General features: G+C 73.9%; 17 protein-coding genes and 1 pseudogene. 11 read left to right on the top strand and 7 right to left on the bottom strand.

Annotated elements, in window-relative coordinates; all coding sequences use genetic code 11:
* Positions 1 to 190 precede the first annotated feature (190 nt).
* The 7 genes from BMX65_RS19215 to BMX65_RS19185 all read left to right on the top strand — a co-directional run bounded on the left by BMX65_RS19215 (position 191) and on the right by BMX65_RS19185 (position 11,004).
* A complete protein-coding gene (locus BMX65_RS19215; RefSeq protein ID WP_075001549.1) occupies positions 191 to 1,459 on the top strand; it encodes an extracellular solute-binding protein in 1,269 nt (422 codons plus the stop codon).
* The gene (locus BMX65_RS19210; RefSeq protein ID WP_075001548.1) at positions 1,456 to 2,463 is read left to right on the top strand and encodes a carbohydrate ABC transporter permease; all 1,008 of its coding nucleotides are present in this window, start codon (positions 1,456 to 1,458) and stop codon (positions 2,461 to 2,463) included. The genes BMX65_RS19215 and BMX65_RS19210 overlap by 4 nt, the downstream gene beginning before the upstream one ends.
* Positions 2,460 to 3,311 (top strand): carbohydrate ABC transporter permease, encoded by an 852-nt coding sequence (locus BMX65_RS19205; protein WP_075001547.1) that lies wholly within the window; start codon positions 2,460 to 2,462, stop codon positions 3,309 to 3,311. The genes BMX65_RS19210 and BMX65_RS19205 overlap by 4 nt, the downstream gene beginning before the upstream one ends.
* A 12-nt stretch (positions 3,312 to 3,323) precedes the next feature.
* Positions 3,324 to 4,982: a beta-N-acetylhexosaminidase gene (locus BMX65_RS19200; RefSeq protein WP_075001546.1), complete on the top strand. Its 1,659-nt coding sequence runs from the start codon at positions 3,324 to 3,326 to the stop codon at positions 4,980 to 4,982.
* A gap of 269 nt (positions 4,983 to 5,251) precedes the next feature.
* Positions 5,252 to 6,121 (top strand): FAD binding domain-containing protein, encoded by an 870-nt coding sequence (locus tag BMX65_RS19195; RefSeq protein WP_239502267.1) that lies wholly within the window; start codon positions 5,252 to 5,254, stop codon positions 6,119 to 6,121.
* Positions 6,118 to 8,610, top strand: a complete 2,493-nt coding sequence (locus tag BMX65_RS33620; RefSeq protein ID WP_079171976.1) for a (2Fe-2S)-binding protein — start codon at positions 6,118 to 6,120, stop codon at positions 8,608 to 8,610. Before BMX65_RS19195 ends, BMX65_RS33620 begins: the two co-directional genes overlap by 4 nt.
* 75 nt (positions 8,611 to 8,685) lie before the next feature.
* Positions 8,686 to 11,004: a molybdopterin cofactor-binding domain-containing protein gene (locus BMX65_RS19185; protein ID WP_075001543.1), complete on the top strand. Its 2,319-nt coding sequence runs from the start codon at positions 8,686 to 8,688 to the stop codon at positions 11,002 to 11,004.
* Between the two features lie 596 nt (positions 11,005 to 11,600).
* Here the strand turns inward: BMX65_RS19185 and BMX65_RS19180 are convergent.
* The 6 genes and pseudogenes from BMX65_RS19180 to BMX65_RS19155 form a co-directional block, all read right to left on the bottom strand.
* Complete coding sequence (locus BMX65_RS19180; RefSeq protein ID WP_075001542.1) at positions 11,601 to 12,671, bottom strand: YeiH family protein; 1,071 nt, start codon at positions 12,669 to 12,671, stop codon at positions 11,601 to 11,603.
* On the bottom strand, positions 12,671 to 13,243 hold the full coding sequence (locus BMX65_RS19175; protein ID WP_075001541.1) for a cysteine dioxygenase family protein: 573 nt from the start codon (positions 13,241 to 13,243) through the stop codon (positions 12,671 to 12,673). Before BMX65_RS19175 ends, BMX65_RS19180 begins: the two co-directional genes overlap by 1 nt.
* A gap of 198 nt (positions 13,244 to 13,441) precedes the next feature.
* Positions 13,442 to 14,347 carry a LysR family transcriptional regulator gene (locus tag BMX65_RS19170; RefSeq protein ID WP_075001540.1) on the bottom strand — a complete coding sequence of 302 codons (906 nt, stop codon included), beginning with the start codon at positions 14,345 to 14,347 and terminating at the stop codon, positions 13,442 to 13,444.
* Between the two features lie 58 nt (positions 14,348 to 14,405).
* Positions 14,406 to 15,974, bottom strand: coding sequence for an MFS transporter (locus tag BMX65_RS19165; protein ID WP_075001595.1), 1,569 nt, complete (start codon positions 15,972 to 15,974; stop codon positions 14,406 to 14,408).
* Between the two features lie 160 nt (positions 15,975 to 16,134).
* A pseudogene (locus tag BMX65_RS19160) lies at positions 16,135 to 17,232 on the bottom strand (N-acetylmuramoyl-L-alanine amidase); the annotation flags it as partial.
* Between the two features lie 234 nt (positions 17,233 to 17,466).
* Positions 17,467 to 18,975, bottom strand: coding sequence for an FG-GAP and VCBS repeat-containing protein (locus BMX65_RS19155; protein ID WP_338068964.1), 1,509 nt, complete (start codon positions 18,973 to 18,975; stop codon positions 17,467 to 17,469).
* 269 nt (positions 18,976 to 19,244) lie between these two features.
* Between BMX65_RS19155 and BMX65_RS19150 the strand changes: the two genes are divergently transcribed.
* The 4 genes from BMX65_RS19150 (at position 19,245) to BMX65_RS19135 (ending at position 23,581) form a co-directional block, all read left to right on the top strand.
* The gene (locus tag BMX65_RS19150) at positions 19,245 to 19,469 is read left to right on the top strand and encodes a hypothetical protein (RefSeq protein ID WP_075001537.1); all 225 of its coding nucleotides are present in this window, start codon (positions 19,245 to 19,247) and stop codon (positions 19,467 to 19,469) included.
* 132 nt (positions 19,470 to 19,601) lie between these two features.
* A complete protein-coding gene (locus tag BMX65_RS19145; protein WP_075001536.1) occupies positions 19,602 to 21,410 on the top strand; it encodes a DEAD/DEAH box helicase in 1,809 nt (602 codons plus the stop codon).
* A gap of 600 nt (positions 21,411 to 22,010) precedes the next feature.
* Positions 22,011 to 22,655 (top strand): IclR family transcriptional regulator, encoded by a 645-nt coding sequence (locus BMX65_RS19140; protein ID WP_075001535.1) that lies wholly within the window; start codon positions 22,011 to 22,013, stop codon positions 22,653 to 22,655.
* Positions 22,656 to 22,756: 101 nt separating this feature from the next.
* Positions 22,757 to 23,581 carry a S16 family serine protease gene (locus tag BMX65_RS19135; protein WP_075001534.1) on the top strand — a complete coding sequence of 275 codons (825 nt, stop codon included), beginning with the start codon at positions 22,757 to 22,759 and terminating at the stop codon, positions 23,579 to 23,581.
* A 30-nt stretch (positions 23,582 to 23,611) separates the two neighbouring features.
* On the opposite strand, the gene BMX65_RS19130 is transcribed toward BMX65_RS19135, so the two are convergent.
* A complete protein-coding gene (locus tag BMX65_RS19130; RefSeq protein WP_075001533.1) occupies positions 23,612 to 24,091 on the bottom strand; it encodes an Lrp/AsnC family transcriptional regulator in 480 nt (159 codons plus the stop codon).
* Positions 24,092 to 24,159 lie beyond the last annotated feature (68 nt).

Raw genomic sequence — 24,159 nt, 5'->3', positions numbered from 1 at the left:
CCCTGGCATTCCCGCCGTTGCCGGTCCGGACCTATTGCCCCCCGCGTATGCCCGCCCGTAGCCTCTCGCGCAGTTGTGCAGAGCGAAACGCACGTTGCACATGTTGCAACTCGGCATGCTTGGGGGTCTCGTCGTGACGGTCGTCAAGGGCAGACAGCACAGGAACGGGCGACGCCTTCTCGCCCCACTCATGGCACTCGGGATGGCGGCCGCGGCGGTCGCCGGATGCGCACCCGGCACCTCCGGCGGCGAGGGCGGCGGGGACGAGAAGAGCGGGACGGTCCGCGTCTGGCTCTTCCGCGAAGTCGGCAACAAGCCCAAGGAGAAGGTCGTCCGGAAGGTGGTCGACCGGTTCGAGAAGCAGCACGAGGGCGTGCGGGTCGCGGTGCAGTACATCCCCGTCGACAGCCGGGCGGAGAAGATCAAAGGCGCCTTCAACGACCCCGACTCGGCGCCGGACGTCATCGAGTACGGCAACACCGACACCGCCGGATACGTCGCCGACGGCGGACTGGCCGACATCAGTGCCGAGTTCGCGGAGTGGGACGCCGCCGACGACCTCGATCCGACCGCCGAGAAGTCCGTCACCGTGGAGGGCAAGCAGTACGGCGCGCCGCTCTTCGTCGGGGTCCGCGCCCTCTACTACCGCACCGACGTCTTCGAGGACCTGGGCCTGAAGCCGCCCCGCACGCTGGACGAACTGACCCGCACGGCGAAGAAGATCCACGCGGAGCGCGAGGACATGTACGGCATCGCCGTCGGCGGCGCCTACACCTACGGTGCCATGCCCTTCATCTGGGCGCACGGCGGCGCGCTGGCGAAGAAGGACGGCGAGGGGGAGTTCCGGGCGGCCGTCGACAGCCCCGAGGCGCGCAAGGGCATCGCCGCCTACGCCGCCCTCTTCGGCGACGGGAACTGCCCCGCGGCCAAGTGCGCCGCCATGGGCGGCAACGACACGGTGGAGGCGTTCGCGGGCGGCAAGGCCGCCATGGCCATCGGCGGCGACTTCAACCGGCAGGCCATGGAGGACGGCGCGGCCGCGGGGAAGTACGCCGTCGTCCCGCTGCCCGGCACCGAGAAGGGCAGCGTCGCGCCCGCCTTCGCCGGCGGCAACAACCTCGGCGTCCTCAAGAGCACCCGGCACCGCAGCCTCGCCGTCGACCTGACGGAGCAACTGGCGGGCAAGCGCACCCAGGAGCGGCTGTTCGACGCCATGGGCTTCCTGCCGACCTTCGCCGACACCCGCAAGAAGGTCGCGGCGCGGGAGCCGTTCGTCGGGCCGTTCGTGGCGACCCTGGAGGCCGGTACCGAGTTCGTGCCCGTCAGCCCGGCGTGGGGCAGGATCGACGCCTCGCAGATCCTGCCCGGGATGTTCCAGCGGATCGTCAGCGGCAAACAGGACGTCGCCGCCGCCGCGGCCGACGCGGCCGGGAAGATGGACGAGGCGTTCCACCGGTGAGCGTCCGGCACCGCACGTCCGCCCGCGCCCCCGCCCGGAACGGCGCACCCACCTCCGCCCGGGAACGCGCGCCCGCCCGGGATCGCGCTCCTGCCCGGGATCGCGCGCCCGCCCGCGTCCGGCCGCTGCGGCACCCCGGCTGGACGCCCTGGCTCTATCTCGCGCCCGCGCTCGTGGTGCTGGCCGGGCTGCTCGTCTACCCCGTCTACCAGCTCGGGCTGATCTCCGTACTGGAGTACACCCAGGCGCAGGTCAGCGGCGGGGAGCCGACCAGCTTCCAGGGGCTGGCGAACTACGCCGAACTGCTGGGCGACGCGCAGTTCTGGGACGTGCTGCTGGCCACGGTGGTGTTCGCGGGCTGCTGCGTGCTGGGCACCGTGGCGGTCGGCTGCGGGTTGGCCGTGCTGCTCACCCGGATCCGGGCGCTGCCCCGGCTGCTGCTGATGCTCGCGGCCCTCGGCGCCTGGGCCACCCCCGCGATCACCGGTTCCACCGTGTGGGTGTTCCTCTTCGACCCCGACTTCGGCCCCGTCAACCGGATGCTCGGACTGGGCGACCACTCCTGGACGTACGGGCGGTACAGCGCGTTCACGCTCGTCCTCCTGGAGGTCGTGTGGTGCTCGTTCCCGCTGGTGATGGTGGTGACGTACGCGGGCATCCGGGCCGTGCCCGGAGAGGTGCTGGAGGCCGCCGCACTGGACGGCGCCGGGGTGTGGCGGACCTGGCGCAGCGTGCTGGCGCCGATGCTGCGCCCGGTACTGATTGTGGTGACCATCCAGTCGGTCATCTGGGACTTCAAGGTCTTCACCCAGATCTATGTGATGACCGACGGAGGCGGTATCGCCGGGCAGAACCTGGTGCTGAACGTCTATGCCTACCAAAAGGCTTTCGCCTCGGCCGAGTACAGCCTCGGCTCGGCAATCGGCGTCGTCATGCTGCTGATTCTGCTCGCGGTCACGCTGGTCTATCTGAAGTTGCTCCGCAGGAACGGGGAGGAGATATGAGCACGAGACCGGGAGCACGCCCCCGGGTGCGGCGGCCGTGGCGTTCCGTGGCCGACGGCGCCGCCGTGCTCATCGCCGCCGCGGTCGCTTTCCCGCTGTACTGGATGGTGCTCTCCGCGTTCAAACCGGCCGGGGAGATCCGCTCCGACCGGCCCGTTCCCTGGACCCTCTCGCCATCCCTCGACGCGTTCCGCCGGGTCTTCGCACAGGAGGATTTCGGTCGCTATTTCCTCAACAGCCTGCTGGTGGCGGGCACGGTGGTGGTCGCCTCGGCCCTGCTCGCCTTCCTCGCCGCCACCGCCGTCGCCCGCTTCCGGTTCCGGCTCCGCACCACGCTGCTCATCCTCATCCTCACCGCGCAGATGGTGCCGGTCGAAGCGCTGACGATTCCGCTGTTCTTCCTCATGCGGGACATCGGAGCGCTCAACACCCTCCTCTCCCTCGTCCTCCCGCACCTGGCCTTCTCGCTGCCGTTCGCCATCTGGATGCTGCGCGGATTCGTGAAGGCCGTCCCCGAGGCCCTGGAGGAGCAGGCGTTCATCGACGGAGCCAGCCGGACGCGCTTTCTGTGGCAGATACTCTTCCCGCTCGTCCTGCCCGGACTGGTCGCCACGAGCGTCTTCTCCTTCATCTCCACCTGGAACGACTTCCTCTTCGCCAAGTCGTTCATCATCAGCGCGACGGAGAACTCCACCCTGCCGATGGCGCTGCTCGTCTTCTTCGACACCGAAACCCCCGACTGGGGCGGGGTGATGGCCGCCTCCACGGTGATGACCGTGCCCGTGCTCGTCTTTTTCGTCTGCGTGCACCGCCGCCTGGTCTCCGGGCTCGGCGGGGCTGTGAAATAGGGAGGACCGAACATGTCGGCCACAGGCTGGACGGGGCTCGTCCCGCGGGCGCGCGAGGTGCGGCAGGACGGCGGCCCGCCCTTCGTGTGGGGGAGCGGCACCGCGCTTGTCGCCGACCCCGGGGCGCGGGGCGCCGCCCGATGGCTGCGCGGCCTCGCCGCTCTCCCCTGGCGCGAGGGGCCCGGAACGCCGGAGGCCCCCGGGAACCCGGAGCACCCCGGGCACCCAGAGCACCCAGAGCACCCAGAGCACCCAGAGAACACTGTCGAGTTGCGCATCGATCCCGGGCGCGCCCCCGAGTCCTACCGGCTGCACGTCACCGCCGACCGGGTGCTCGTGGCGGGCGGGGACGCCGCCGGGGTGTTCCGCGGGGTGCAGACCCTGCGCCAACTGCTGCCGCCCGCGGCGTTCCGCCGGGCCGCGACCGCCGGTTCCTGGGAGGTGCCGGCCGGCGCGGCCGAGGACGCGCCGCGGTTCGGCTGGCGCGGGCTGCTGCTCGACACGGCCCGGCACTTCCTGCCCAAGGACGGCGTACTGCGCACCCTCGACCTGCTCGCCCTGCACAAACTGAACGTCCTGCACCTCCACCTGACCGACGACCAGGGCTGGCGGATGGAGATCCGCCGCCACCCCCGGCTGACCGAGGTCGGCGGCTGGCGCTCCCGCACCCGCGTCGGTCACCGCGCCTCCCCGCTGTGGGACGAACGCCCGCACGGCGGCCACTACACCCAGGACGACCTGCGCGAGATCGTCGCGTACGCGGCGGAGCGGCACATCACCGTCGTGCCCGAGATCGAACTGCCCGGACATTCGCAGGCCGCCATCGCGGCATACCCGGAACTCGGCTCGGCCGACGGCGGCGCGCAGGTGTGGACCGACTGGGGCGTCAGCCCGCACCTGCTGGCTCCCACGGACGAGGTGCTGCGCTTCTACGAACAGGTGCTGGAGGAGGTGCTGGAGGTCTTCCCGTCCCCGTTCGTGCACATCGGCGGGGACGAGACGCCCAAGGACCAGTGGCGGGATTCGGCCGTCGCGCAGGAGCGCATCGCCCGCGAGGGGCTGCGCGACGAGGACGCCCTGCAGGCGTGGATGGTGCGGCACTTCGACCGCTGGCTCGCCGAACGCGGCCGCCGGATGACCGGTTGGGACGAGATCCTCCAGGGCGGCACGCTGCAGGACGGGCTCACCCCGGGAGCGGTCGTCTCCTCCTGGCGGGGGTACGAGGGGGGCGTGGCCGCGGCGCGCGCCGGCCACGATGTGGTGATGTGCCCCGAGCGCGAGCTGTACCTCGACCGGAGGCAGGCGCCGGGGGAGGACGAGCCGGTGCCGCTGGGGTACGTGTCCACGCTGCGCGACGTGTACGAGGTGCAGCCGGTGCCCCCCGAACTGGAGCGGGAGGGGCATGCGGAGCGGGTGCTGGGAGTACAGGCCAACATGTGGACCGAGTGCGCCGAGAGCACCCAGCGGCTGGACTACCAGATGTTCCCGCGGCTCGCCGCCCTCGCCGAGCTCGCCTGGTCGGGACCGGGCCACCCCTACGAGGACTTCGCGGCGCGCCTGGCGGACGCGCACCTCGCCCGCCTCGACGCCTGCGGGGTCGCCTACCGGCCCGCCGCCGGGCCCCGGCCCTGGCAGCGGCGGCCGGGGATTCCGGGGCGTCCCCTGGAGTGAACAGGCCCCCCGGAGCCCCCCTTTCCCCGGCCATTCCCCGACTTTTCACCGGCAGCACGGGGCAAACGGTGCGAAAGGGCCCATCCCCGGCCCTCGTGTCAGGCGCGGGCCGAGATGTGCCAGAGTTGCCTCGTCCGGGCTGTGAGCACGTACCGTACGGCAGTGCAGCCGGGAGCCCGGTATGTCGGGGAAGGGGCAGCAGGTTGAGCACGCACGTACGGCATGCACCAGACGGCGAACGAGCCGCGCAGGCTGTGCCCCCTGCTGTCATGCTGCCCGCCACCCTGGAGGAGGCCGTCTCGGCGCTCTCCGCGGTACCCGCCGCCGTACCGGTCGCCGGGGGCACCGACCTGATGGCCGACGTCAACTCCGGCCACCTCCGCCCCGCCGCACTGGTCGGCCTCGGCCGGATCAGCGAGATCCGCGGCTGGTCCTACCAGGACGGCCACGCCGTGCTCGGTGCCGGACTCACCCACGCGCGCATGGGACGCCCCGACTTCGCCGCGCTCATCCCCGCGCTCGCCGCCGCGGCCCGGGCCGCCGGACCCCCGCAGATCCGGAACGCGGGGACGCTCGGCGGCAACATCGTCAGCGCCTCGCCCACCGGGGACGCGCTGCCCGTGCTGGCCGCGCTGGAGGCCACCCTCTCCATCGCGGGCCCGGACGGCGCACACCGCGAGCTGCCGGTCAGCCATCTGCTCGCCGGAATGGACATCCTCCGGCCCAGCGAGATCGTCGGCTATGTGAAGGTGCCGCTGCTGCACGCCCCGCAGACCTTCCTCAAGGCCACCAGCCGCACCGGACCGAGCCGCGCGCTGGCCTCCGTCGCCGTCGTCCTCGACCCGATGCGGCGCGGCGTGCGGTGCGCCGTGGGTGCCGTCGCACCGATGCCGCTGCGGCCGCTGGAGGCCGAGCAGTGGATCGCGACCCTCATCGACTGGGACGGCGACCGCTCGCTGGCCCCCGAGGCGCTGACCGCCTTCGGCGAGTACGTCGCGATGGCCTGCATCCCCGACCCGCTTCCGGCGGGCCCCGAGGAGAACCCGGGGCCGCCCCCCCAGCTTCCGCCCGCGGCGCTGCACTTGCGGCGTACCGTGGCGACACTGGCCCGGCGGGGACTCGGGAGGGCTCTCGCATGAGCGGCACACCACAGGCACCACACGGCAACGGGAACGGACACCGGAACGGGGGCGCGGGACCGCACGCGGGTGCGGAGCCGCACGGACATGTGAACGCGCACACGGACACGGACGAGTACGGCAACGGCGCGGGCGGCGCCGCACAGTACGGCGGCGATCCCTGGGCCGCGCAGGGCGCCGCACCCGACCCCTACGCCCAGCAGGCGGAAGACGGGCAGCACGTGCCCAGGAACTGGGGCGGCGGCGAGTACGACGCGGACGCCACCGCGTTCGTGCAGCTTCCCAGCGGCGGCTTCGGCGAACTCGCGGAGGGTGCGCCGCTGGCCGCACCCGGCACCGGGCAGGGCGGCTACACCCCGCCGCCCATCGACCCCTCGTACCACCCCGCGGACGGCGGAGCCCCGGACCCCGGCGCCGATCCGGCCGCCGGGGACCACTGGGTGCTGCCGTTCGCGCCCGGGAGCGGTGAGCCGGGCACCGCAGGACCGGGACCGCAGGGACCCGGCGGCGTCGACGGCCAGCAGCCCGCGCAGTACGCCCCCGCACCCGGGCCCGGCCCGGCCGGCGGGCCCGGCCCCTACCCGCAGGACGTGCCGCACCCGCCCGCGGCCGACGGCTCGGCGGGGCTCGGCCAGGGCGCGGCCGCCGCGCTCGCGGGCTCGCACGAGGCCCGTACCGGCCGCCGCCCCCTGGGCCCGGGCGTGACACCCGCCGCGGCGCCGGACGGCAACCCGGCGCCGACCGCGCCCGGTTCCCCGGACCCCGGTGCGTCCGCGCCCGGCCCGCACGCTCCCGCGGCCTCCGCGTCCGCGGCTCCGGAGGCACCCGCTCCCGCCTGGACGCCCTCCTCGCCGGCCTCGGCCCCGCGCTGGGACTCGGCGGCGCCCGCCCCCGGGCACGCGCCGCACCCGGACGTCCCCGGGCCGCCCCCCGCGCCCGAACCGGGCGGCGCCGACCGCCCCTTCCCGGGTGCGCCGGACGCTTCCGCGCCCGCCTACCGGTTCCCCAGCACCCCCACCGCGGACGGGGCCGCCGGGACGCCCGTCGCGGAGCCGCGGCACCCCGGCGACCCGGACGCCGCGGCACCCGCCCCGCCGGAGCACCCGCAGCAGCCCGAGGCGCAGCCCGGCACGGTCGGACAGCCTGCCGCCGACCCCGGGATCGTCGCCGCCGAACCGCCCGCACCGCCCGCCGCGCCGGAGCACCACGCGGACGCCGAGGTGACCTCGCTGGCCGAGGCCGCCCCGGCACCGGTGCCCGCGCAGCGGACCGCCGCCCCGCAACCGGCCGACGCCGATCCGGCGGACGCCGGGGACTCCGCCGCGGCCGCGGAGCCCTCGGGCACCGACCCGGCAGACGGCTCCGCAGGCGCCGCGTCCGACAGCGGCCCGGAACCGGTCCACCCGCCCGGGGCCAGCACCCAGGCGGCGCCAGGGGACAGCACTCCGCAGGCGCCCGGGGACGGCACCGCCCCCGTGGCCGGGGAGGAAGCGGCGCCGGTCCCCGAGACCGTCGAGACCGAGGACGAGCACCCGCACGTCTCGTACGAGCTGCGGGTCAACGGGGTCGACCGCCCCGTCGCCAGCGCCTGGATCGGCGAGTCGCTGCTGTACGTGCTGCGCGAGCGGCTGGGCCTCGCCGGAGCCAAGGACGGCTGCTCGCAAGGGGAGTGCGGAGCCTGCTCGGTGCAGGTGGACGGGCGGCTGGTGGCCGCCTGCCTGGTGCCCGCCGCCACCGCCGCCGGGAGCGAGGTCCGCACCGTCGAGGGGCTGTCGGTCGACGGCGCTCCGTCGGACGTGCAGTGCGCGCTCGCCGAGAGCGGCTCCGTGCAGTGCGGGTTCTGCGTACCCGGACTCGCGATGACGGTGCACGACCTGCTGGAGGGCAACCACGCGCCCACCGACCTGGAGACCCGCAAGGCGATCAGCGGCAATCTGTGCCGCTGCTCGGGGTACCGGGGCGTGGTGGACGCCGTCCGCACCGTCGTGGAGCAGCGCGCGGCCCAGGCCGAACACGAGGCTACGGAGGCGCATCCGGCCCCCGAGGCGCACCCGGCCACCGGCGGGCAGCCGCACGCCCCCGGCCCCGACCCGCAGGGCGGCTACGACGCCGCCGGGTACGGGCAGCAGCCCGGCACCTACGAGCAGGATGCCTGGGCGGGCGGCTACCAGCAGGGCGGCTACGAGCAGGGCGGCCACGAGCAGGGCGGCCACGGCCCCGAGGCACACCCGGCGCCCCCCGGCACCGAGGACTACGGCACCGACGGCTACGGCACCGCGGACTACGGCACCGCGGACTACGGCGCCGCGGGCTACGGCACCGACGGCTACAGCGGCGCGCCCGGCCACGGGGCCGACCCGGCAGCCCCCGCATACCCGGGCCCGCCCGAGACCCCCGGCACCCACGACAACGGCACGTGGGACGAGGGCGGCTACGGCACCCACATCCCGCACCAGAGCCGGTACCCCGGGAACGGCGGCGCGTCCTGATGCCCCCGGCCCCCGCGGCAGCGTCCCCCACACCCGGGTGCACCGCGTACGCACCCTGCACAGAAAGGCGGCGGCATGACGGAAACGGCTGACGGGCACACCGGCGCCGGAGGCGCCGCCCCGCTGCCGGGCGCCCGCGGTGAACCCGACCCGCACGGCCTGGGCGTCTCCGTTCTCCCCACCGACTCCTATGCCAAGGCGCAGGGCACCTTCCCCTACGCCGCGGACCTGTGGGCCGAGGGACTGCTGTGGGCCGCGGTGCACCGCTCGCCGCACCCGCACGCGCGGATCGTCTCCATCGACACCGCAGAAGCCGCCAAGATGCCCGGCGTGCTGGCCGTCATCACCCACGAGGACGTCCCCGGCGACTCCGCGCACGGACGCAGGATCGCCGACCAGCCCGCATTCGCCCGCGACGTGGTCCGCTACTTCGGCGAGCCGATCGCCGCCGTCGCCGCCGACCACCCGGACACGGCACGGCTGGCCGCCGCGGCCATCGCCGTCGAGTACGAGGTGCAGGAAGCCGTCACCGACCCGGAGAAGGCGTTCGAATCCGAACCGCTCCACCCCGACGGCAACCTGCTGCGGCACATCCCGCTGCGCTACGGCGACCCCGAAGCCACCGGCGACGTGGTCGTCGAGGGCCTCTACCGGATCGGCCGCCAGGACCCGGCGCCGATCGGGGCCGAGGCCGCGCTGGCCGTACCGCGCCCGGACGGCGGCGTGGAGATCTACACCGCCTCCACCGACCCGCACACCGACCGCGACCTGGCAGCCGCCTGCTTCGGACTCCCGCCCGAACAAGTCAAGATCGTCGTCACCGGGGTGCCCGGCTCCATGGGCGACCGCGAGGACGCGGCCCTCCAGATCCCGCTGGGACTGCTGGCGATGCGCACCGGCTGCCCCGTCAAGATCGCGCTCACCCGCGAGGAGTCCTTCCTCGGCCACGCCCACCGCCACCCCACCCTGCTGCGCTACCGCCACCACGCGGACAACGCGGGCAACCTGGTCAAGGTCGAGGCGCAGATCCTGCTGGACGGCGGCGCCTACGCGGACACCTCGTCCGACGCGCTGGCCGCCGCCGTCTCCTTCGCCTGCGGGCCCTACGTCGTCCCGCACGCCGTGATCGACGGCTGGGTCGTCCGCACCAACAACCCGCCCTCCGGCCATGTGCGCGGCGAAGGCGCCCTCCAGGTGTGCGCCGCCTACGAGGGCCAGATGGACAAACTCGCCGAACGGCTCGGCCTCGACCCCGTCGAGGTACGCAGGCGCAACGCCATGGCCACCGGCGACCTGCTGCCCACCGGCCAGACCGTCACCTGCCCGGCGCCCGTCGCCGAACTCCTCACCGCCGTCCACGAGGCGCCGCTGCCGCCGCTGCCCAAGGACGCCCCCGAAGAGGACTGGCTGCTGCCCGGCGGCCCCGAAGGCGCCGGCGACCCCTCGGCCGTGCGGCGCGGCGTGGGCTACGCGCTCGGCATGGTCCACATGCTCGGCGCCGAGGGCACCGACGAAGTCTCCACCGCCACCGTCAAAGTCAGCGGCCCCGTCGCCACCGTGATGTGCGCCGCCGTCGAATCCGGCCAGGGCTTCGACACCCTCGCCCGGCAGATCGTCCAGGAGACCCTCGGCATCGAAGAGGTGCACGTCGCCTCCGTCGACACCGACCAGCCGCCGTCCGGCGCCAGCGGCCGCGGCCGGCACACCTGGGTGTCCGGCGGCGCGGTGGAACGGGCCGCGAAAATGGTCCGCACCCAGCTCCTGCAGCCCCTCGCCGCGAAGTTCGGCATGTCCACCGAACTGCTCACCATCTCCGAGGGGAAGATCACCTCCTACGACGGCGTGCTCTCCACGACAGTCGCCGAAGCACTGGAGGGCAAGGAACTGTGGGCCACCGCGCAGTGCCGCCCCCACCCCACCGAGCCGCTCGACGAATGGGGCCAGGGCGACGCCTTCGTCGGACTGGCCTTCGCCGCCGTGCGCGCCGTCGTCGACGTCGACATCGAACTCGGCTCCGTACGCGTCGTCGAGGTCGCACTCGCCCAGGACGTCGGCGCGGTCCTCAACCCCCGCCAGCTACGGGCCCGCCTCGAAGCCGGCATCACCCAGGGCATCGGCACCGCCCTCACCGAACACCTGCGAGTCGCCAAAGGCGTCGTGCGGCACGCCGACTTCACCGCCTACGCCCTGCCGACGGCGCTGGACGCGCCGGACATCCGCATCGTCAAGCTCGTCGAGGAACGGGATGTGGTGGCGCCGTTCGGGGCGAAGGCCGCGTCGTCCGCGCCGGTCGTCACCACGCCGTCCGCGGTTGCGGCGGCGGTGCGGGCTGCGACGGGGCGGCCCGTCAATCGGATGCCGATCCGCCCGCAGGCCGCGGTCAGCTCCTCCTGACCCGGGCGCCCCCTTGCGGGGGCGCCGCCTCCTCCCCCCTTCGCTGGGTGCCCCCATCTGTTGTTCGCCTCGGTGCGGCTTCGTTGTCGGGGGCTTCGCCCCCGAGCCCCCGTTGTCCTCGCCGGACGGGCGTTGGGGCGGCTCCGCCCCCCAACAGCCCCCCGCTAGTGGGCTTCGCCCCCTAGGACCCCCAGCCGCATCCATGTGAGCCCCTTGCGGACCTTGCTCCGGGTCTTTTCTTTGGTCCGTTGGGTGCGGGAAGTGTCCTGATGCCGTCCGTCACAGCACAAGAGCGCTCCCGCAGTCGAGAGTCCTCCGGCGGTTGCCGGATGCGGGAGGGGGAGGGAGAAGTGTTGGTGCCTGGGGGTTTCTAAGGGGGCGGAGCCCACTTAGCGGGGGGCCGTTGGGGGGCAGCGCCCCCCGACACGACCGCTCGGCGGCAGCCGGGAACGACGGGGGCGTGCCCCCACAACGCAACGCACCCCGCGAAGGGGATAGCCGAAAACGCCAGGAGGCGTGCCCCCCACAAGCACCGCACCCCGCGGAGGGGTACTGCCCCCGCGAAGACGCCCCCCGCGGAGGGAGTCGTAGGGGGGTCAGGTGGTGAGGAGGACGCCGCCGTAGGACGCACCGGCGACGACGACCCAGGCGCAGAGTCCGAGCCCGGCGACTCGGGCTCCGGTGCGGGTCAGCGACGGCAGATGCACCGCACTGCCGAGTCCGAACAGCGCGGCGGCCAGCAGGATCTCCTGCGCGGTGGCGGCGCCGTCGAGCACGGCGCCGGGCAGCCACGCAGTGGTCCGCAGGGCCACCATGCCCAGAAAGCCCAGCACGAACAGCGGCACCAGGGGAGGGCGCCGGCCCTGCGGTGGGCGGTCGGCTCCGTGGCGTTGTCGTACGGCGAGGACCATGGCCGCGACGAGGGGCGCCAGCATCAGCACGCGGAGGAGTTTGACGAGGACGGCCTCGTTCAGGGCCTGCGGGCCGCCGGTCTGGGCGGTGGCGACGACCTGGCCGACGTCGTGGACACCGGCGCCGACCCAGCGTCCGAACTGCGCGGCGTCCAGCCCCAGGGGCCCGTGGAGGAGGGGCAGCACGAGGATGGCGAGGGTGCCGCACAGGGTGACCAGCGCGACCGAGGTGGCGACGTCCTCCTCCTCGCTGCCCCGCACCTCGCTGACGGCCCCGATCGCGGAGGCCCCGCAGATGGAGTAGCCGGTGGCGACGAGTACGGGCTGGTCGCCGGGGAGTCCGAGCCTGCGCCCGAGCCAGACGGTGCCGAAGAAGGTGGCGACGACGACGCAGGCGACCATCGCGACGGTGGCCCAGCCCAATTCGAGCACGTCGCCGAGCGCGAGTTTGAGCCCGAGCAGCACGATGCCCAGCCGCATCAGCCGCTTGCCGGCCAGGGTCAGTCCGGGGCGGGCGGCTCCGCGTACCAGGGTGCGCACTCCCGGCAGGTGCGCGGCGGCGATGCCGAGCACGACCGCGGCCGTCAGCATCGGAACGGCGGGCACCAGGAGGTGCACGGCGGATGCCGCGGCCACGCCGAGCGCGGCCAACGCGAGCCCGGGCAGCGGGCTCGGCTTCCGCGTGGGCGCGGTGGTCCCGGCCGCCGTGGGCCGGTCCGCGGTGGTCTCCCGCGCGCGGCTCCCGAGGAGTGCCATCAGGCGTCGGCCGGAAGGTCGTACACCCGGCGGACGCTGCTGCCCAGCCGCGAGATGTCCGCTCCGTAGATGTGCAGGGAGACGGCCAGGCCCTCGCAGCCGTTCCACACCCGGTGGATGTCGCCGGGCGGGGCGAACCCGCAGACGGCTCCCTGCGGGTTGACCACGTCCTCGGTGGCGACGAGGCGCGCGCTGCCGCCTGCGGCTTCGGCGGGCAGCAGCCGGTAGCGGCGTTCGTGCTCCTCGCCCTGGTGTACGCCGGTCACGCACCAGGAGACGTGGTCGTGGATCGAGGTGCCCTGTCCGGGCAGCCACACCAGGGCGACGACGGAGAAGCTGCCGTCGCTCTCCGCGTGCAGCACGTGCTGGCGGTAGCGTTCGGGGTCGGGTGCGCACTGGGCGTCGGTCAGCAGATCGTCGGCGCCCAGGTGCGGTGCCAGCTTCTCGCCGACCAGGTACGCGGTCACGTCCGGCGGCAGCCCTCGGCCGACGGCCTCGCGCACGTCCTCGACGAGGGCGTGCAGCCGCCCGGCCGTCCGGGCGGCGGATGGGGTGGTCGTCGTCGCAGTCATACGGGCAGCGTCGCGGCGGGCAGGTATCACGTCCAACGACGGTTCCTTGGCCCCTCCCTCGCATCTGCTTATGGGAGGGCGGTCCGGTCGGCTCACGGCAGCCGGGTCCGTTCGATGCGGAGGAGCCCGTCGCACTCCGCCCATGGGCGCGGCCCCGCGACGTGGGGGAGGCGCCACAGGCGGCCTCCGCGGCAGCGGTCAGCAGCCGACGCGGCGTTCCGCGACCGTGCGCAGCGCCGCCAGTACGCGTGCTGTGGCGGGTATCTCCAGGTGCTCGCGCAGCAGGTACGCGGAGACCTGGCGGCGCGAGGCGGGGTCGAGTGCGCGGCCGGTGACCTTCCGGTGGACGAGGAAGGAGAGCACCAGTCCGGGCACCATGGCGACGCCGAGCCCTTCGGCGACCAGGCTCTGCACCACCAGGTTGTCGTCGGTGGTGAAGGCGATCTCGGGCGCGAAGCCCAGTTCGGCGCATTCGTGCAGGAAGTTGGCGCGGCAGCGCAGGCAGCCGGCGATCCAGCGTTCGCCGGCCAGCTCGCGCAGTTGCACGGCGCGGCGCCGGGCCATGGGGTGGCCGGTGGGCAGCAGGACGGTGAGCTGGTCCTCCAGCAGCGGGATCTCCACCAGTTCCTCGGGTACCTGTTCGCGCAGTCCGGGGTAGGTGAAGGCGAGGGTGATGTCGCACTCGCCGCGTACGACCCGGCGCAGCGATTCGGGCGGCTCGTCCTCCTGGAGTTCGACACGTATGCCGGGGTGTGCGGCGGCGAGTTCGGCGAGGGCCTCGGGCACCAGGGTGGCGCCCGCGCTGGGGAAGGCGCAGACGGTGACCTTGCCGGCCCGCAGCCTGGTGAGGGACTCCATCTGCTGCCGGGCGGTGCTGATGCTCTCCAGGATCACCGCGGAGTGCCGGGCGAGCGCCTCTCCCGCCTCGGTGAGCCGCATCCGGCGGCCGACGCGGACGAACAGCGGGGTGCCCACGGACCGCTCCAGCGCCTTCATCTGCTGGGTGATCGCGGGCTGGGTGTAGCCCAGCGCCCGGGCCGCCGCGGAGTAGGAACCCGCGCGCACCACTTCGTGGAAGGTCTTGATGTGTCGCGAGTCGAACATGGCAGAACCATAAGCAGATTTTGGGTCGGTGCGGGAGGCGGGGTTCTCCGCTTCTGGATCACTCCGTCGGCACTGCCGCCTCGGTGGGCTCCTGCGTCCCTTCCGTAACGGACGTCCGGCGCTTTGCCGGGTCCCCGGCGGGGGGTTCAGGTCGCAGCCGTCGGGCCACCGCGACGCCGGCGAGGGCGACGACGGCCGAGACGGCGTACACGGCCGCGAACGCTGCCGGCTGCGCGGCGTCCGGGCCGCCCGCGCCCGCGGCGCCCTCGCCGCCGGTACCGGTGACGGTGACCGCGCCGCCGCCCAGTGCGGCGAACAGGGCGCCGGTCAGCGCGAGCAGCAGCACGTTGGAGAGCCCGTCGCACAACTGGAGCGCGGCGGAGTTGCGTCCGGCCGCCTGCGGTGCCGAGAGCCGCAGCAGCAGGACGCTCAGGGAGGAGATGGTCAGGCCCATGCCGAAGCAGCCGATGCCCATGGCCAGGGCGAGACACCAGACGGGTACCGACTCCACCAGCACCAGCGGCGTGCAGCCGACGGCGACGGTGACCAGGGACATACCGAGGACGACGAGCCGTTCGCGGTGCGGTTCCAGCCGGGGCCGCGACTGGGCGAAGGAGCCCAGCGCCCACAGTGCGCCTCCCGCGGCGAGGGTGAGCCCCGCCAGGGTGACCGACAGCCCGCGCTGGGTCACCAGCATCAGCGGGACGAAGCTCTCCGCGACGATGAAGGAACCGGCCGCCATTCCGCGCAGCAGCACGACGGAGGGCAGTCCGCGGGCCGCGCGCAGGGTCCCGCGGGGGAGCAGCACCCGCAGCGACCGGGCCAGCAGGGCGAGCCCCGCCGCGGCGGGCAGCAGCGCGCTCCAGCGCAGGTCCTGACCGGCGTACTGGAGCAGTCCGGCGCCGAGCGCGGCGGCGGCCGCGAGCCGGATCCGCCGCCCGCCCTCGTGCCGGTCGCCGCTCCCGTCCCCGGGGGGACCGGAGGCCGGGGGCGGTCCGGAGGCCCGGCGCCTCAGCGGCGGCAGCATCACCAGCAGCGGCAGCGCCACCAGTGCCGGGATGCCCAGGAACACCCAGCGCCAGCCCAGTTGCTCGGCGACCGTGCCGGAGATCAGCGGCCCCACGACGGAGGGCACCACCCAGGAGGCGGCGAACGCGGCCATCACGGTGGGCCGCAGATGCTCGGGGAAGGCGCGGCTGACGGTGACGTACAGCGCCACGATCACCAGCCCGCCGCCCACTCCCTGCACGGCGCGGCCGAGGATGAACAGCCACATGCTCCCGGCGGTCCCGGACAGCAGGAGGCCGCCCGCGAAGAGCGCGATGCCGGTGGTCAGCGGAGGCAGTGGACCTCGGTGGTCGCACCACTGCCCCGAGGCGACCATGCCGACCACGGACGTGGTGAAGAAGGCGGAGAAGGCGTACGCGTAGAGCGGGATGCCGTCCAGTTCGTCGGCCGCCAGCGGCATGGCCGTACCGACGGCGGTCGCCTCGAAGGCGATGAGCAGCACGACGGAGACGATGCCGAAGGTCAGCGGCCGGTGGGCGCTGCTGAACACGGTCTCCCGGCGGCGTGTGGCGGGGTCGTCCGGCGGTACGGCCGCGGGTCCGGGCTCGGGCGCTGACATGCCCACCACGGTAAGCGCCGCCCGGGGAGGGGGACACCTACCGTGGTGGGAGTTGCCACTCGGTCGCCGGTCCTGGTCCCGGCCCCGGCGCCGGTCCGGTGCCGTTCGCGGTTCCGGCCTGGGGCCGCTCGTGTGCGGTCTGCGAGCGGCCGTCGCGTCAGCCCTTGACCAGCTTCATGTACCGGTCCCAGTCCCAGTGCTTCCCGGGGTCGCTGTGGTCGTTGCCGGGGGCCTCGCTGTGGCCGATGATGTGCTCGCGGTCGAGCGGGATGCCGTGCGCGTCCGCGAGATGGCGGGTCAGCGCGGCGGAGGAGCGGTACATCGCGTCGGTGAACCAGGACGGGTCGTCGACGTACCCCTCGTGCTCGATGCCCAGCGCGGAGGAGTTGGCGCTCCTGGCGTGGTAGGCGGTGTCCGCGTCGCGCACCGTCTGGGTGACCGCGCCGTCCGAGGAGCGCACCACGTAGTGGGCGCTGACCTTGGCCTCGGGGTTCTGGAACCAGCTTATGGTGCCCGCGTAGGAGCCCTGGGTCACATGGATGACGATCGTGTCGAGCGCCGCGCTGCGGCCCTTGGCGTAGTTGGCCGGATCGGCCGGAACCCATGCGGCGTCCGGGTAGTCGGCGCTGCGGGTGGCGGGCCCGGACCCGGCGGCGTCCCGGGCGGGGTGGACGTCGCGGGCCGCGACGGACACCCGCTCGCCGTCCGGGGCGCGGCCCCGGACGCCCTGGCGCAGGATCCGGTAGACGTTGTCGGCGTACAGCCGCGCGGCGGTGCCGCGGGCGCCGCTGTAGCGGACGACGACCGGGTACCACGCGTCCGCGTCGGCGCGTTCCGCCGCGTCGAGCCCGAGGGCGTCGGCGTAGCCGCGCAGCACGGCCGCTCCGCCGCGGATGTTGGCGTCGGTGTCGGTGCGCAGCCGGGCCGTGGACTTCCCGGTGAGCTCGGCCGCGCGTTCGAGGGTGTGCCGGGCGGGGTTGCTGACCAGGTGCATCACACCGAAGCCGTGCGCCTGGCTGGGGGCGCCGTCGTGGCCGTCGAAGTGGGTCTCGCCGTAGCCGACGGCGGCCAGGACGTCGCGGGGTATCCCGTACTTCTCGGCGGCCGAGGCGAAGGAGGCGTTCATCGAGGGGGTTCGGTCGCTCGGTCCGGCCGTCGCGGACTGGACGCCGGTGAGCAGTGCGGCGCAGCCCAGAGCGGTGCCGAGGGCGACGGTGACGCGGGTGCGCGGCCTGCGGGCATGCGGATGTGCGGGCATGACGTGCTCCTGTGGTGGGGGGATGGAGCTCAGGCGCCTGGGGCGTCACAGTACTCATGTGACTCATGCATGACAACGAATTCGATGGTGTTCGCGCATCCGATTCCCGGCTCCAACCCGTCGCCGCTGCACGCGAGTTGGGCCTTCCGACGCGACGGCGCCGGTGCCGCGGCCCCCACCGCGGCACCGGCGCCGTCCCGCAGGGCCGGCGGGTTCCGCCGGCCACTCGCCGGATCAGCGGGCGAAGCCGGCGCCCAGGTGGGAGCCCGCCTCCGGGGCGCCCAGGGTCTTGGGCCCGTAGGAGACGACGCCGTCGGCCGTCAGCCCGCGCGTGGTGCCCCGCAGCACCCACACCGCGCCCGCGTCGACCGCGTTGCTGCCGCCGTCCTCGGTGGGCGCGCCGACAGCCAGGTCGTCCCGGCCGTCCCGGTCGGTGTCGGTCATGGTCAGGGCCGCACCGAAGCGGTCCCCGGCCTCGACCACGCCGGGCACACCCGCGCTGCCCTGGTCCCAGTTCTTCGCGCCCGCCCCGGTCAGCCCGTTCTTGCCGCCGAGGAGTTGGACGACGGCCCCGGCGTCCTTGCCCGAGGCGCCGCTGCCGATGTCCTCGCCCGGCACGCCGACCGCGATGTCGGCATACCCGTCGCCGTTGACGTCGCCCGCCGCGAGCGCCTTGCCGAACTCGTCGCCCTTCTCGTTGACGCCCGGCACACCCGTGCTGTTCTGGGTCAGCGTGCTCGTGCGGTGCGCGCCCGGTCCGTCGGCCGAGCCGTAGAGCACCTTGAGGGTGCCGTGGTCGTGGGGCAGGTCCTCCACGACGCCACCCGGAACGGTGCGGACCACCAGGTCGCCGAAGCCGTCCTTGTCCACGTCGGCGATGACGCCGGTCTCGGCGTCGGTCACGTGCTCGGAGGAGGTGGCCAGCCCGTCGGTCGAGCCCTGGAAGAACTCGCTGCTCTCGGACATCTCCTCGAAGGCGTGCGTGGTGACCAGGTCGTCGACACCGTCGCCGGTGACGTCGCCCGCCGTCAGCGACGTCGGCCCGAACAGATGGCCGGTCTCGCGGCTGTCGCTCCTGGCGGCCTTGCCGTCCCGGCCGAAGCCGCCGTACAGCACCGTCAGTCCCTGGTCGAAGTCGCCGGTGCCCACGGCCAGGTCGGGCTTCTTGTCGCCGTCGAAGTCGCCCGCGACGAGGCGGGTGACGTTCTCGACGCCCGAGACCTGCGTGGCGCTCGTGAGGCCCTTGCCCTTCTCGCCCCACAGGATGACGACGCCCTTGTTGCCGCTGACGGCCAGGTCGCCGACGCCGTCCCCGTCGAAGTCACGGGCCGCGGTGTCGCGGCCGAACGCCCCGTAGGTCTCCGCGCTCCCGGGCACCCCCGCCGAGTTGGCGCTGAAGAGCTGGCGGCGCGAGACGTCCGCGCCCTTCGCCGAGCCGTAGGTCACGGTGAGGAACCCCGCGTACGACTTGCCGGAGACGGTTGCCGTGGGAGCCGCCGCGACGGTCTCGGCGTATCCGTCGCCGTCGAAGTCGGCCTTGGGCGCGGCGGCACTCCTGGCCGCCGTGGTGGCGCCGGGCGCGGCGGCGCTCTTCGCCGGTGCCGCCACCGACGGTGTGGCGCAGAGGAGACCGGCGGCCAGTGCGGCCGTCACGCCGACGGCGCGGGCGGCCACGGCGGTGGCACTTGCTGTTGCTGTGCGAGCGGGTGTGGTGCGGGGGGTGGCACGGTCGTGGTGACGCACTCGTCCTCCTGAGTCGTTGTGCTCCGGATTCCAGCGGCAGGAAGAGCAAAAGGAGTTGAGCCTGCGGGGGCGGACCGGGACCGGGGCTTTGGTCAGTCGTCCGTGAGACCCGCGAGGCGCGTGAAGGGTTGCCCCGCGTCGGCCGGTTCGTTGCCGGAAAGCACACCGGACGGCCACCGGACGGCCGCTGTCCGGCCACCGGGAGGCCACCTTGCGCAGCCGGCCGGCTGCCGTGCGGCGGCCCCGGCCGGCCGCCGTGCGGGATCCGCGTGCGCCGGGCTGCCGCGGCCCCCACCGTCACCGGCGGCTCCTGCACGGTGCAGGGCGTCGGGGCACGCTGCTCCGGAACCGTCAGCCGCGGCCTGCGGCTCGACGGAAGCTGCCGGGGCAGGGCGATGACCGGCCGGGCGGTGCTCGGCGACGGGGGCCGCAGCCTCGCGCTCGACTGGGACAACGGCAGGCCGGACCACTTCTCCCGGGCCCTGCCCCGGTGATCCGGCGAGTGGCCGGGCGCAGCGACCCCGGCGCCGCTCCGGCCGCCCGGCACCCCCGGTAGGGTTGGCGCGGCTGTGCCGGCAGGCCGCCGCCGTACCTGATCCCGTCGTCATCCCGTCGCCCCGGAGACCGTGACTACCACCCCCACCACCCCCAGCAACAACCACCATCTGTCGCCCGCCTTTCCCGGCCGCGCCCCCTGGGGCACGGCCAGCAAGCTGCGGGCCTGGCAGCAGGCGGCGATGGACGCGTACCTGGAGCGGCAGCCGCGCGACTTCCTGGCCGTCGCGACGCCGGGCGCCGGCAAGACGACGTTCGCGCTCACCCTGGCCTCGTGGCTGCTGCACCATCACGTCGTGCAGCAGGTCACCGTCGTCGCGCCGACCGAGCATCTGAAGAAGCAGTGGGCCGAGGCCGCGGCACGGGTGGGCATCAAGCTGGATCCGGAGTACAGCGCGGGTCCCCTGAGCAAGGAGTACCAGGGGGTCGCGATCACCTACGCGGGCGTGGGTGTGCGGCCGATGCTGCACCGCAACCGCGTCGAGCAGCGCAAGACCCTCGTCATCCTCGACGAGATCCACCACGCCGGGGACAGCCGCTCCTGGGGCGAGGCGTGCCAGGAGGCGTTCGAGCCGGCCACCCGGCGGCTCGCGCTGACCGGCACGCCCTTCCGCTCGGACACCAACCCGATCCCGTTCGTGGAGTACGCCGAGGACGGCGAGGGCATCCGCAGGTCGGTCGCGGACTACACCTACGGGTACGGCGACGCGCTCGCCAACGGCGTCGTGCGGCCCGTCATCTTCCTCTCCTACAGCGGCAACATGCGCTGGCGGACCAAGGCCGGGGACGAGATCGAGGCCCGGCTCGGCGAGCCGATGACCAAGGACGCCATCTCCCAGGCGTGGCGTACGGCGCTGGCGCCGCGCGGCGAGTGGATGCCCGCCGTGCTGCGCGCGGCCGACCACCGGCTGACGGAGGTGCGCAAGGCAGTGCCCGACGCGGGCGGCCTGGTCATCGCCTCCGACCAGGACTCGGCCCGCGCCTACGCCAAGCTGCTCCGCGAGATCACCGGTACCGGTCCGACCGTGGTGCTCTCCGACGACACCGGCGCCTCGCAGCGCATCGAGGACTTCCGGACCTCGGAGAATCCTGCCGACCGCTGGATGGTCGCCGTCCGCATGGTCTCCGAGGGCGTGGACGTGCCGCGGCTGGCCGTCGGGGTGTACGCGACCACCGTCTCCACCCCGCTCTTCTTCGCGCAGGCCGTCGGCCGCTTCGTCCGCTCCAGGCGGCGCGGCGAGACGGCGTCGGTCTTCCTGCCGACGATCCCCACGCTGCTGACCTTCGCCAACGAGATGGAGGTCGAGCGCGACCACGTCCTCGACAAGCCGAAGAAGGGCGGCGAGGACGATCCGTACGCGGAGGAGGCCGACCTGCTCAAGGAGGCGGAGCGGGAGCAGGACGAGGAGGGCGCCGACGGGGACCAGTTGCCCTTCGAGGCACTGGAGTCGGACGCGGTCTTCGACCGGGTGATGTACGACGGCGCCGAGTTCGGCATGCAGGCCCACCCGGGCAGCGAGGAGGAGCAGGACTACCTCGGCATCCCGGGGCTGCTGGAGCCCGACCAGGTGCAGATGCTGCTCCAGAAGCGGCAGGCCCGGCAGATCGCGCACAGCAGGAAGCGGCCGGACAGCGAGGCCGATCTGCTGGAGACGCCCGCCGACAAGCGGCCCGTGGTCACCCACAAGGAGCTGCTGGAGAAGCGCCGCACGCTGAACAACCTGGTGGGCGCCTATGTGCACCAGAGCGGGAAGCCGCACGGAGTCGTCCACACCGAGCTGCGGCGGGTGTGCGGCGGGCCGCCCAGCGCGGAGGCGACCGCGAACCAGATCGAGGACCGCATCGCCAAGGTGCGGGAGTGGGCCACTCGGATGAGCTGACCGGGCCCCGGCTGCGGGCGGCCCTCCCGGGTGTGGACGGCCGGTGGTCGGGAGTCCGGGCTCGGGTGCCACAGGGCCCGCCGGCGGCGGCTTCCCCGGCGGCCGGCGGGCGGACTCCGGTGTGCACCGCCGTTCGCGGAGTCCCCGGAGAATCCGTTCGGCCGGTCGACCGTCCGGTGATCGGGCCGAAAACCAGGAATTCGTTCGGCAACCGTTCGGAAATTCCACGGAAATTCGCCCGGAAGGCGCTCCGGACTGCAGGAGGCGTTCCGAAAAGAATACGAGTCCGTACCTTCGGGACGTTTGCGGTGAAGGCGGTCAGGCGGCGCCCGGATTCTGGACAGACTCTTCCGGTCAGCGGTGCTGCTCGCTAAATTTCCCGGACACACAGCCCGTGGCGAGGTGCCGCGGGCGGCCGGTTATCCCGTTGACACTCAGTTCGCCCAGTTCGCTGGGCAACAGCTCTTTCCAGTGCCACCGCGACCGGCGGCCTCCAGCGCTGCGCTCGGGGTGCCGACCCAGGCCGGGGCCGGGGGAGGTGGCTCTCGATACGCGTCCGCCCTCGCGGCTGCCGTCACTCACCCGAGGGAGGGGGGCGTCGTGACAGCGGAAACCTCTCAGACGCTCGACCGAGGGCTGCGTGTCCTCAAATTGCTGGCCGACACCGATCACGGCCTCACCGTCACCGAGCTGTCCAACAAGCTCGGCGTCAACCGCACCGTGGTCTACCGGTTGCTGGCCACTCTGGAGCAGCACGCCCTCGTCCGCCGCGACCTCGGCGGCCGGGCACGGGTCGGGCTCGGGGTGCTGCGCCTGGGGCGGCAGGTGCATCCGCTGGTCCGGGAGGCGGCGCTGCCCGCGCTGCGCTCGCTGGCCGAGGACGTGGGCGCCACCGCGCACCTCACCCTCGTCGACGGCACCGAGGCACTGGCCGTCGCGGTGGTCGAGCCGAGCTGGACGGACTACCACGTCGCGTACCGCACGGGGTTCCGCCATCCCCTCGACAAGGGTGCCGCGGGCCGCGCGATACTCGCCGGGCGCGGTCCCGACAGCGAGCGCGGTCCCGGCTTCGTGCTCACCCACGGAGAGCTGGAGGCGGGCGCCAGCGGTGCCGCGGCGCCGGTGCTGGGCGTGAACGGGATCGAGGGCAGCGTGGGCGTGGTGATGCTGTCCGAGACGGTGCCCGAACAGGTCGGCCACCGCGTGGTCCGGGCCGCCGACGAGGCGGCCGCCGCGCTGCGCTGAGCGGACCGGCGCGGGCGGCAGGGGCCGGTACGGGGACCCGGCACGGGGACCCGGCACGGGGTCTGCGTACCGGCCCGCTTCCCGGTCGGTAGATTGCGGGGGTGTCCGCATCCAGCACCCGCGCCCCGGGGACCGAAGGCCCGCGCCGTACCCGCCGCCGCACGCTCGCGCTCTGCGTGCTGCCCGTCGTCCTGCTGTTCGTCGTGGCGCTGGCCGCCCCGCTGCCCTTCTCGCTCGCCCAGCCCGGCGAGACCGCGAACGTGCTCGGCCGCAGCAACGGCAAGCCCGTGATCACCGTCGAGGGCGCCGAGACGCACGGGAGCGACAAGGGGCGGCTGCTGTCGGTCACCATCGCCGCGACCCGGCCCGAGGCCACCGTGCGGCTGCCCGACCTGGTGCGGTCCTGGTTCCGCAGGGACCGGGCCGTGATGCCCCGCGACGCCGTCTACCCGGGTGGCGGGGACACCGAGGACGCCGAGAAGCGCATCTCGGCGGAGATGAAGGACTCGCAGCGCAATGCCGTCACCGCGGCGCTGCGCCAACTGCACCGCTCCCCGGAGAAGGTGCGGGTGAAGCTGCGGCTGGGCGATGTCGGCGGCCCGAGCGCGGGGCTGTTCTTCGCGCTCGGCATCGTCGACAAGCTGGACGGGGACGGCGCCGGCGCCGGGCTGACCGGCGGCCGCACCGTGGCCGGTACCGGCACCATCGACGCGGACGGGAAGGTGGGTCCCGTCGGCGGCGTCCCGCTCAAGACGCAGGCGGCCCGGCGCGACGGGGCGACCTGGTTCCTCGTCCCCGAGGAGCAGTGCGACGACGCCGGTGCGCGGCTGCCCTCGGGGCTGCGGCTGGTGCCGGTCGGCTCGCTCCAGGGGGCGCTGGACGCGTTGGAGGAGATCCGTACCGACGGCAAGGTGCCCGCCTGCTGACCGCGGGCCGCTGCCGGGTCCCGTGCGGTGTCACTGCCCGGCGGAGTCCTGTGCGGCCTGCCGCACCAGCGGCACGATGCGCAGCGGCACCGGGTTCTCCATGACGATGGCCGTGGAGGCGCGGACGATGCCCTCGATGCCCACGACCCGGTCGATCACCCGCTGGAGGTCGGCGTTGGAGCGCGCGACCAGGCGGCAGAGCATGTCGCCGCTGCCGGTGGTGGTGTGCAGCTCCAGCACCTCGGGGACGGTGGCCAGATGCGCCCGTACCTCCGCGCCCTGGCCCTGCCTGATCTCCAGCGTCGCGAAGGCCGTGACGGGGTAGCCGAGTGCCGCCGGGTCGACCTGCGGGCCGAAGCCGCGGATGGCGCCGCCCGAGGTGAGCCGGTCCAGCCGGGCCTGCGCCGTGCCGCGTGCGACGCCGAGCCGCCGGGACAGCTCCAGCACGCCGATCCGGGGCTCCTCGGCGAGCAGTTCGAGCAGCCGTCCGTCCAATCGGTCGATGCCCATGGGTTGCCTCTCCGTGAGTGTCGGCGTAGTGCGCTGAGGTGCTGCACACATTGCACACATCGTCCGCC

The sequence above is a fragment of the Streptomyces qinglanensis genome, from assembly GCF_900111245.1.
Lineage (GTDB): Bacteria > Actinomycetota > Actinomycetes > Streptomycetales > Streptomycetaceae > Streptomyces > Streptomyces qinglanensis.
The sequence above is the reverse complement of the archived record's forward strand: the minus strand, read 5'-3'. Positions and strand labels throughout refer to the sequence as shown.

Coding starts and splice junctions, on each gene's coding strand:
- BMX65_RS19215 (WP_075001549.1), top strand. CDS start 191: ATGGCACTCGGGATGGCGGCCGCGGCGGTCGCCGGATGCGCACCCGGC.
- BMX65_RS19205 (WP_075001547.1), top strand. CDS start 2,460: ATGAGCACGAGACCGGGAGCACGCCCCCGGGTGCGGCGGCCGTGGCGT.
- BMX65_RS19200 (WP_075001546.1), top strand. CDS start 3,324: ATGTCGGCCACAGGCTGGACGGGGCTCGTCCCGCGGGCGCGCGAGGTG.
- BMX65_RS19195 (WP_239502267.1), top strand. CDS start 5,252: ATGCTGCCCGCCACCCTGGAGGAGGCCGTCTCGGCGCTCTCCGCGGTA.
- BMX65_RS33620 (WP_079171976.1), top strand. CDS start 6,118: ATGAGCGGCACACCACAGGCACCACACGGCAACGGGAACGGACACCGG.
- BMX65_RS19185 (WP_075001543.1), top strand. CDS start 8,686: ATGACGGAAACGGCTGACGGGCACACCGGCGCCGGAGGCGCCGCCCCG.
- BMX65_RS19180 (WP_075001542.1), bottom strand. CDS start 12,671: ATGGCACTCCTCGGGAGCCGCGCGCGGGAGACCACCGCGGACCGGCCC.
- BMX65_RS19175 (WP_075001541.1), bottom strand. CDS start 13,243: ATGACTGCGACGACGACCACCCCATCCGCCGCCCGGACGGCCGGGCGG.
- BMX65_RS19170 (WP_075001540.1), bottom strand. CDS start 14,347: ATGTTCGACTCGCGACACATCAAGACCTTCCACGAAGTGGTGCGCGCG.
- BMX65_RS19165 (WP_075001595.1), bottom strand. CDS start 15,974: ATGTCAGCGCCCGAGCCCGGACCCGCGGCCGTACCGCCGGACGACCCC.
- BMX65_RS19130 (WP_075001533.1), bottom strand. CDS start 24,091: ATGGGCATCGACCGATTGGACGGACGGCTGCTCGAACTGCTCGCCGAG.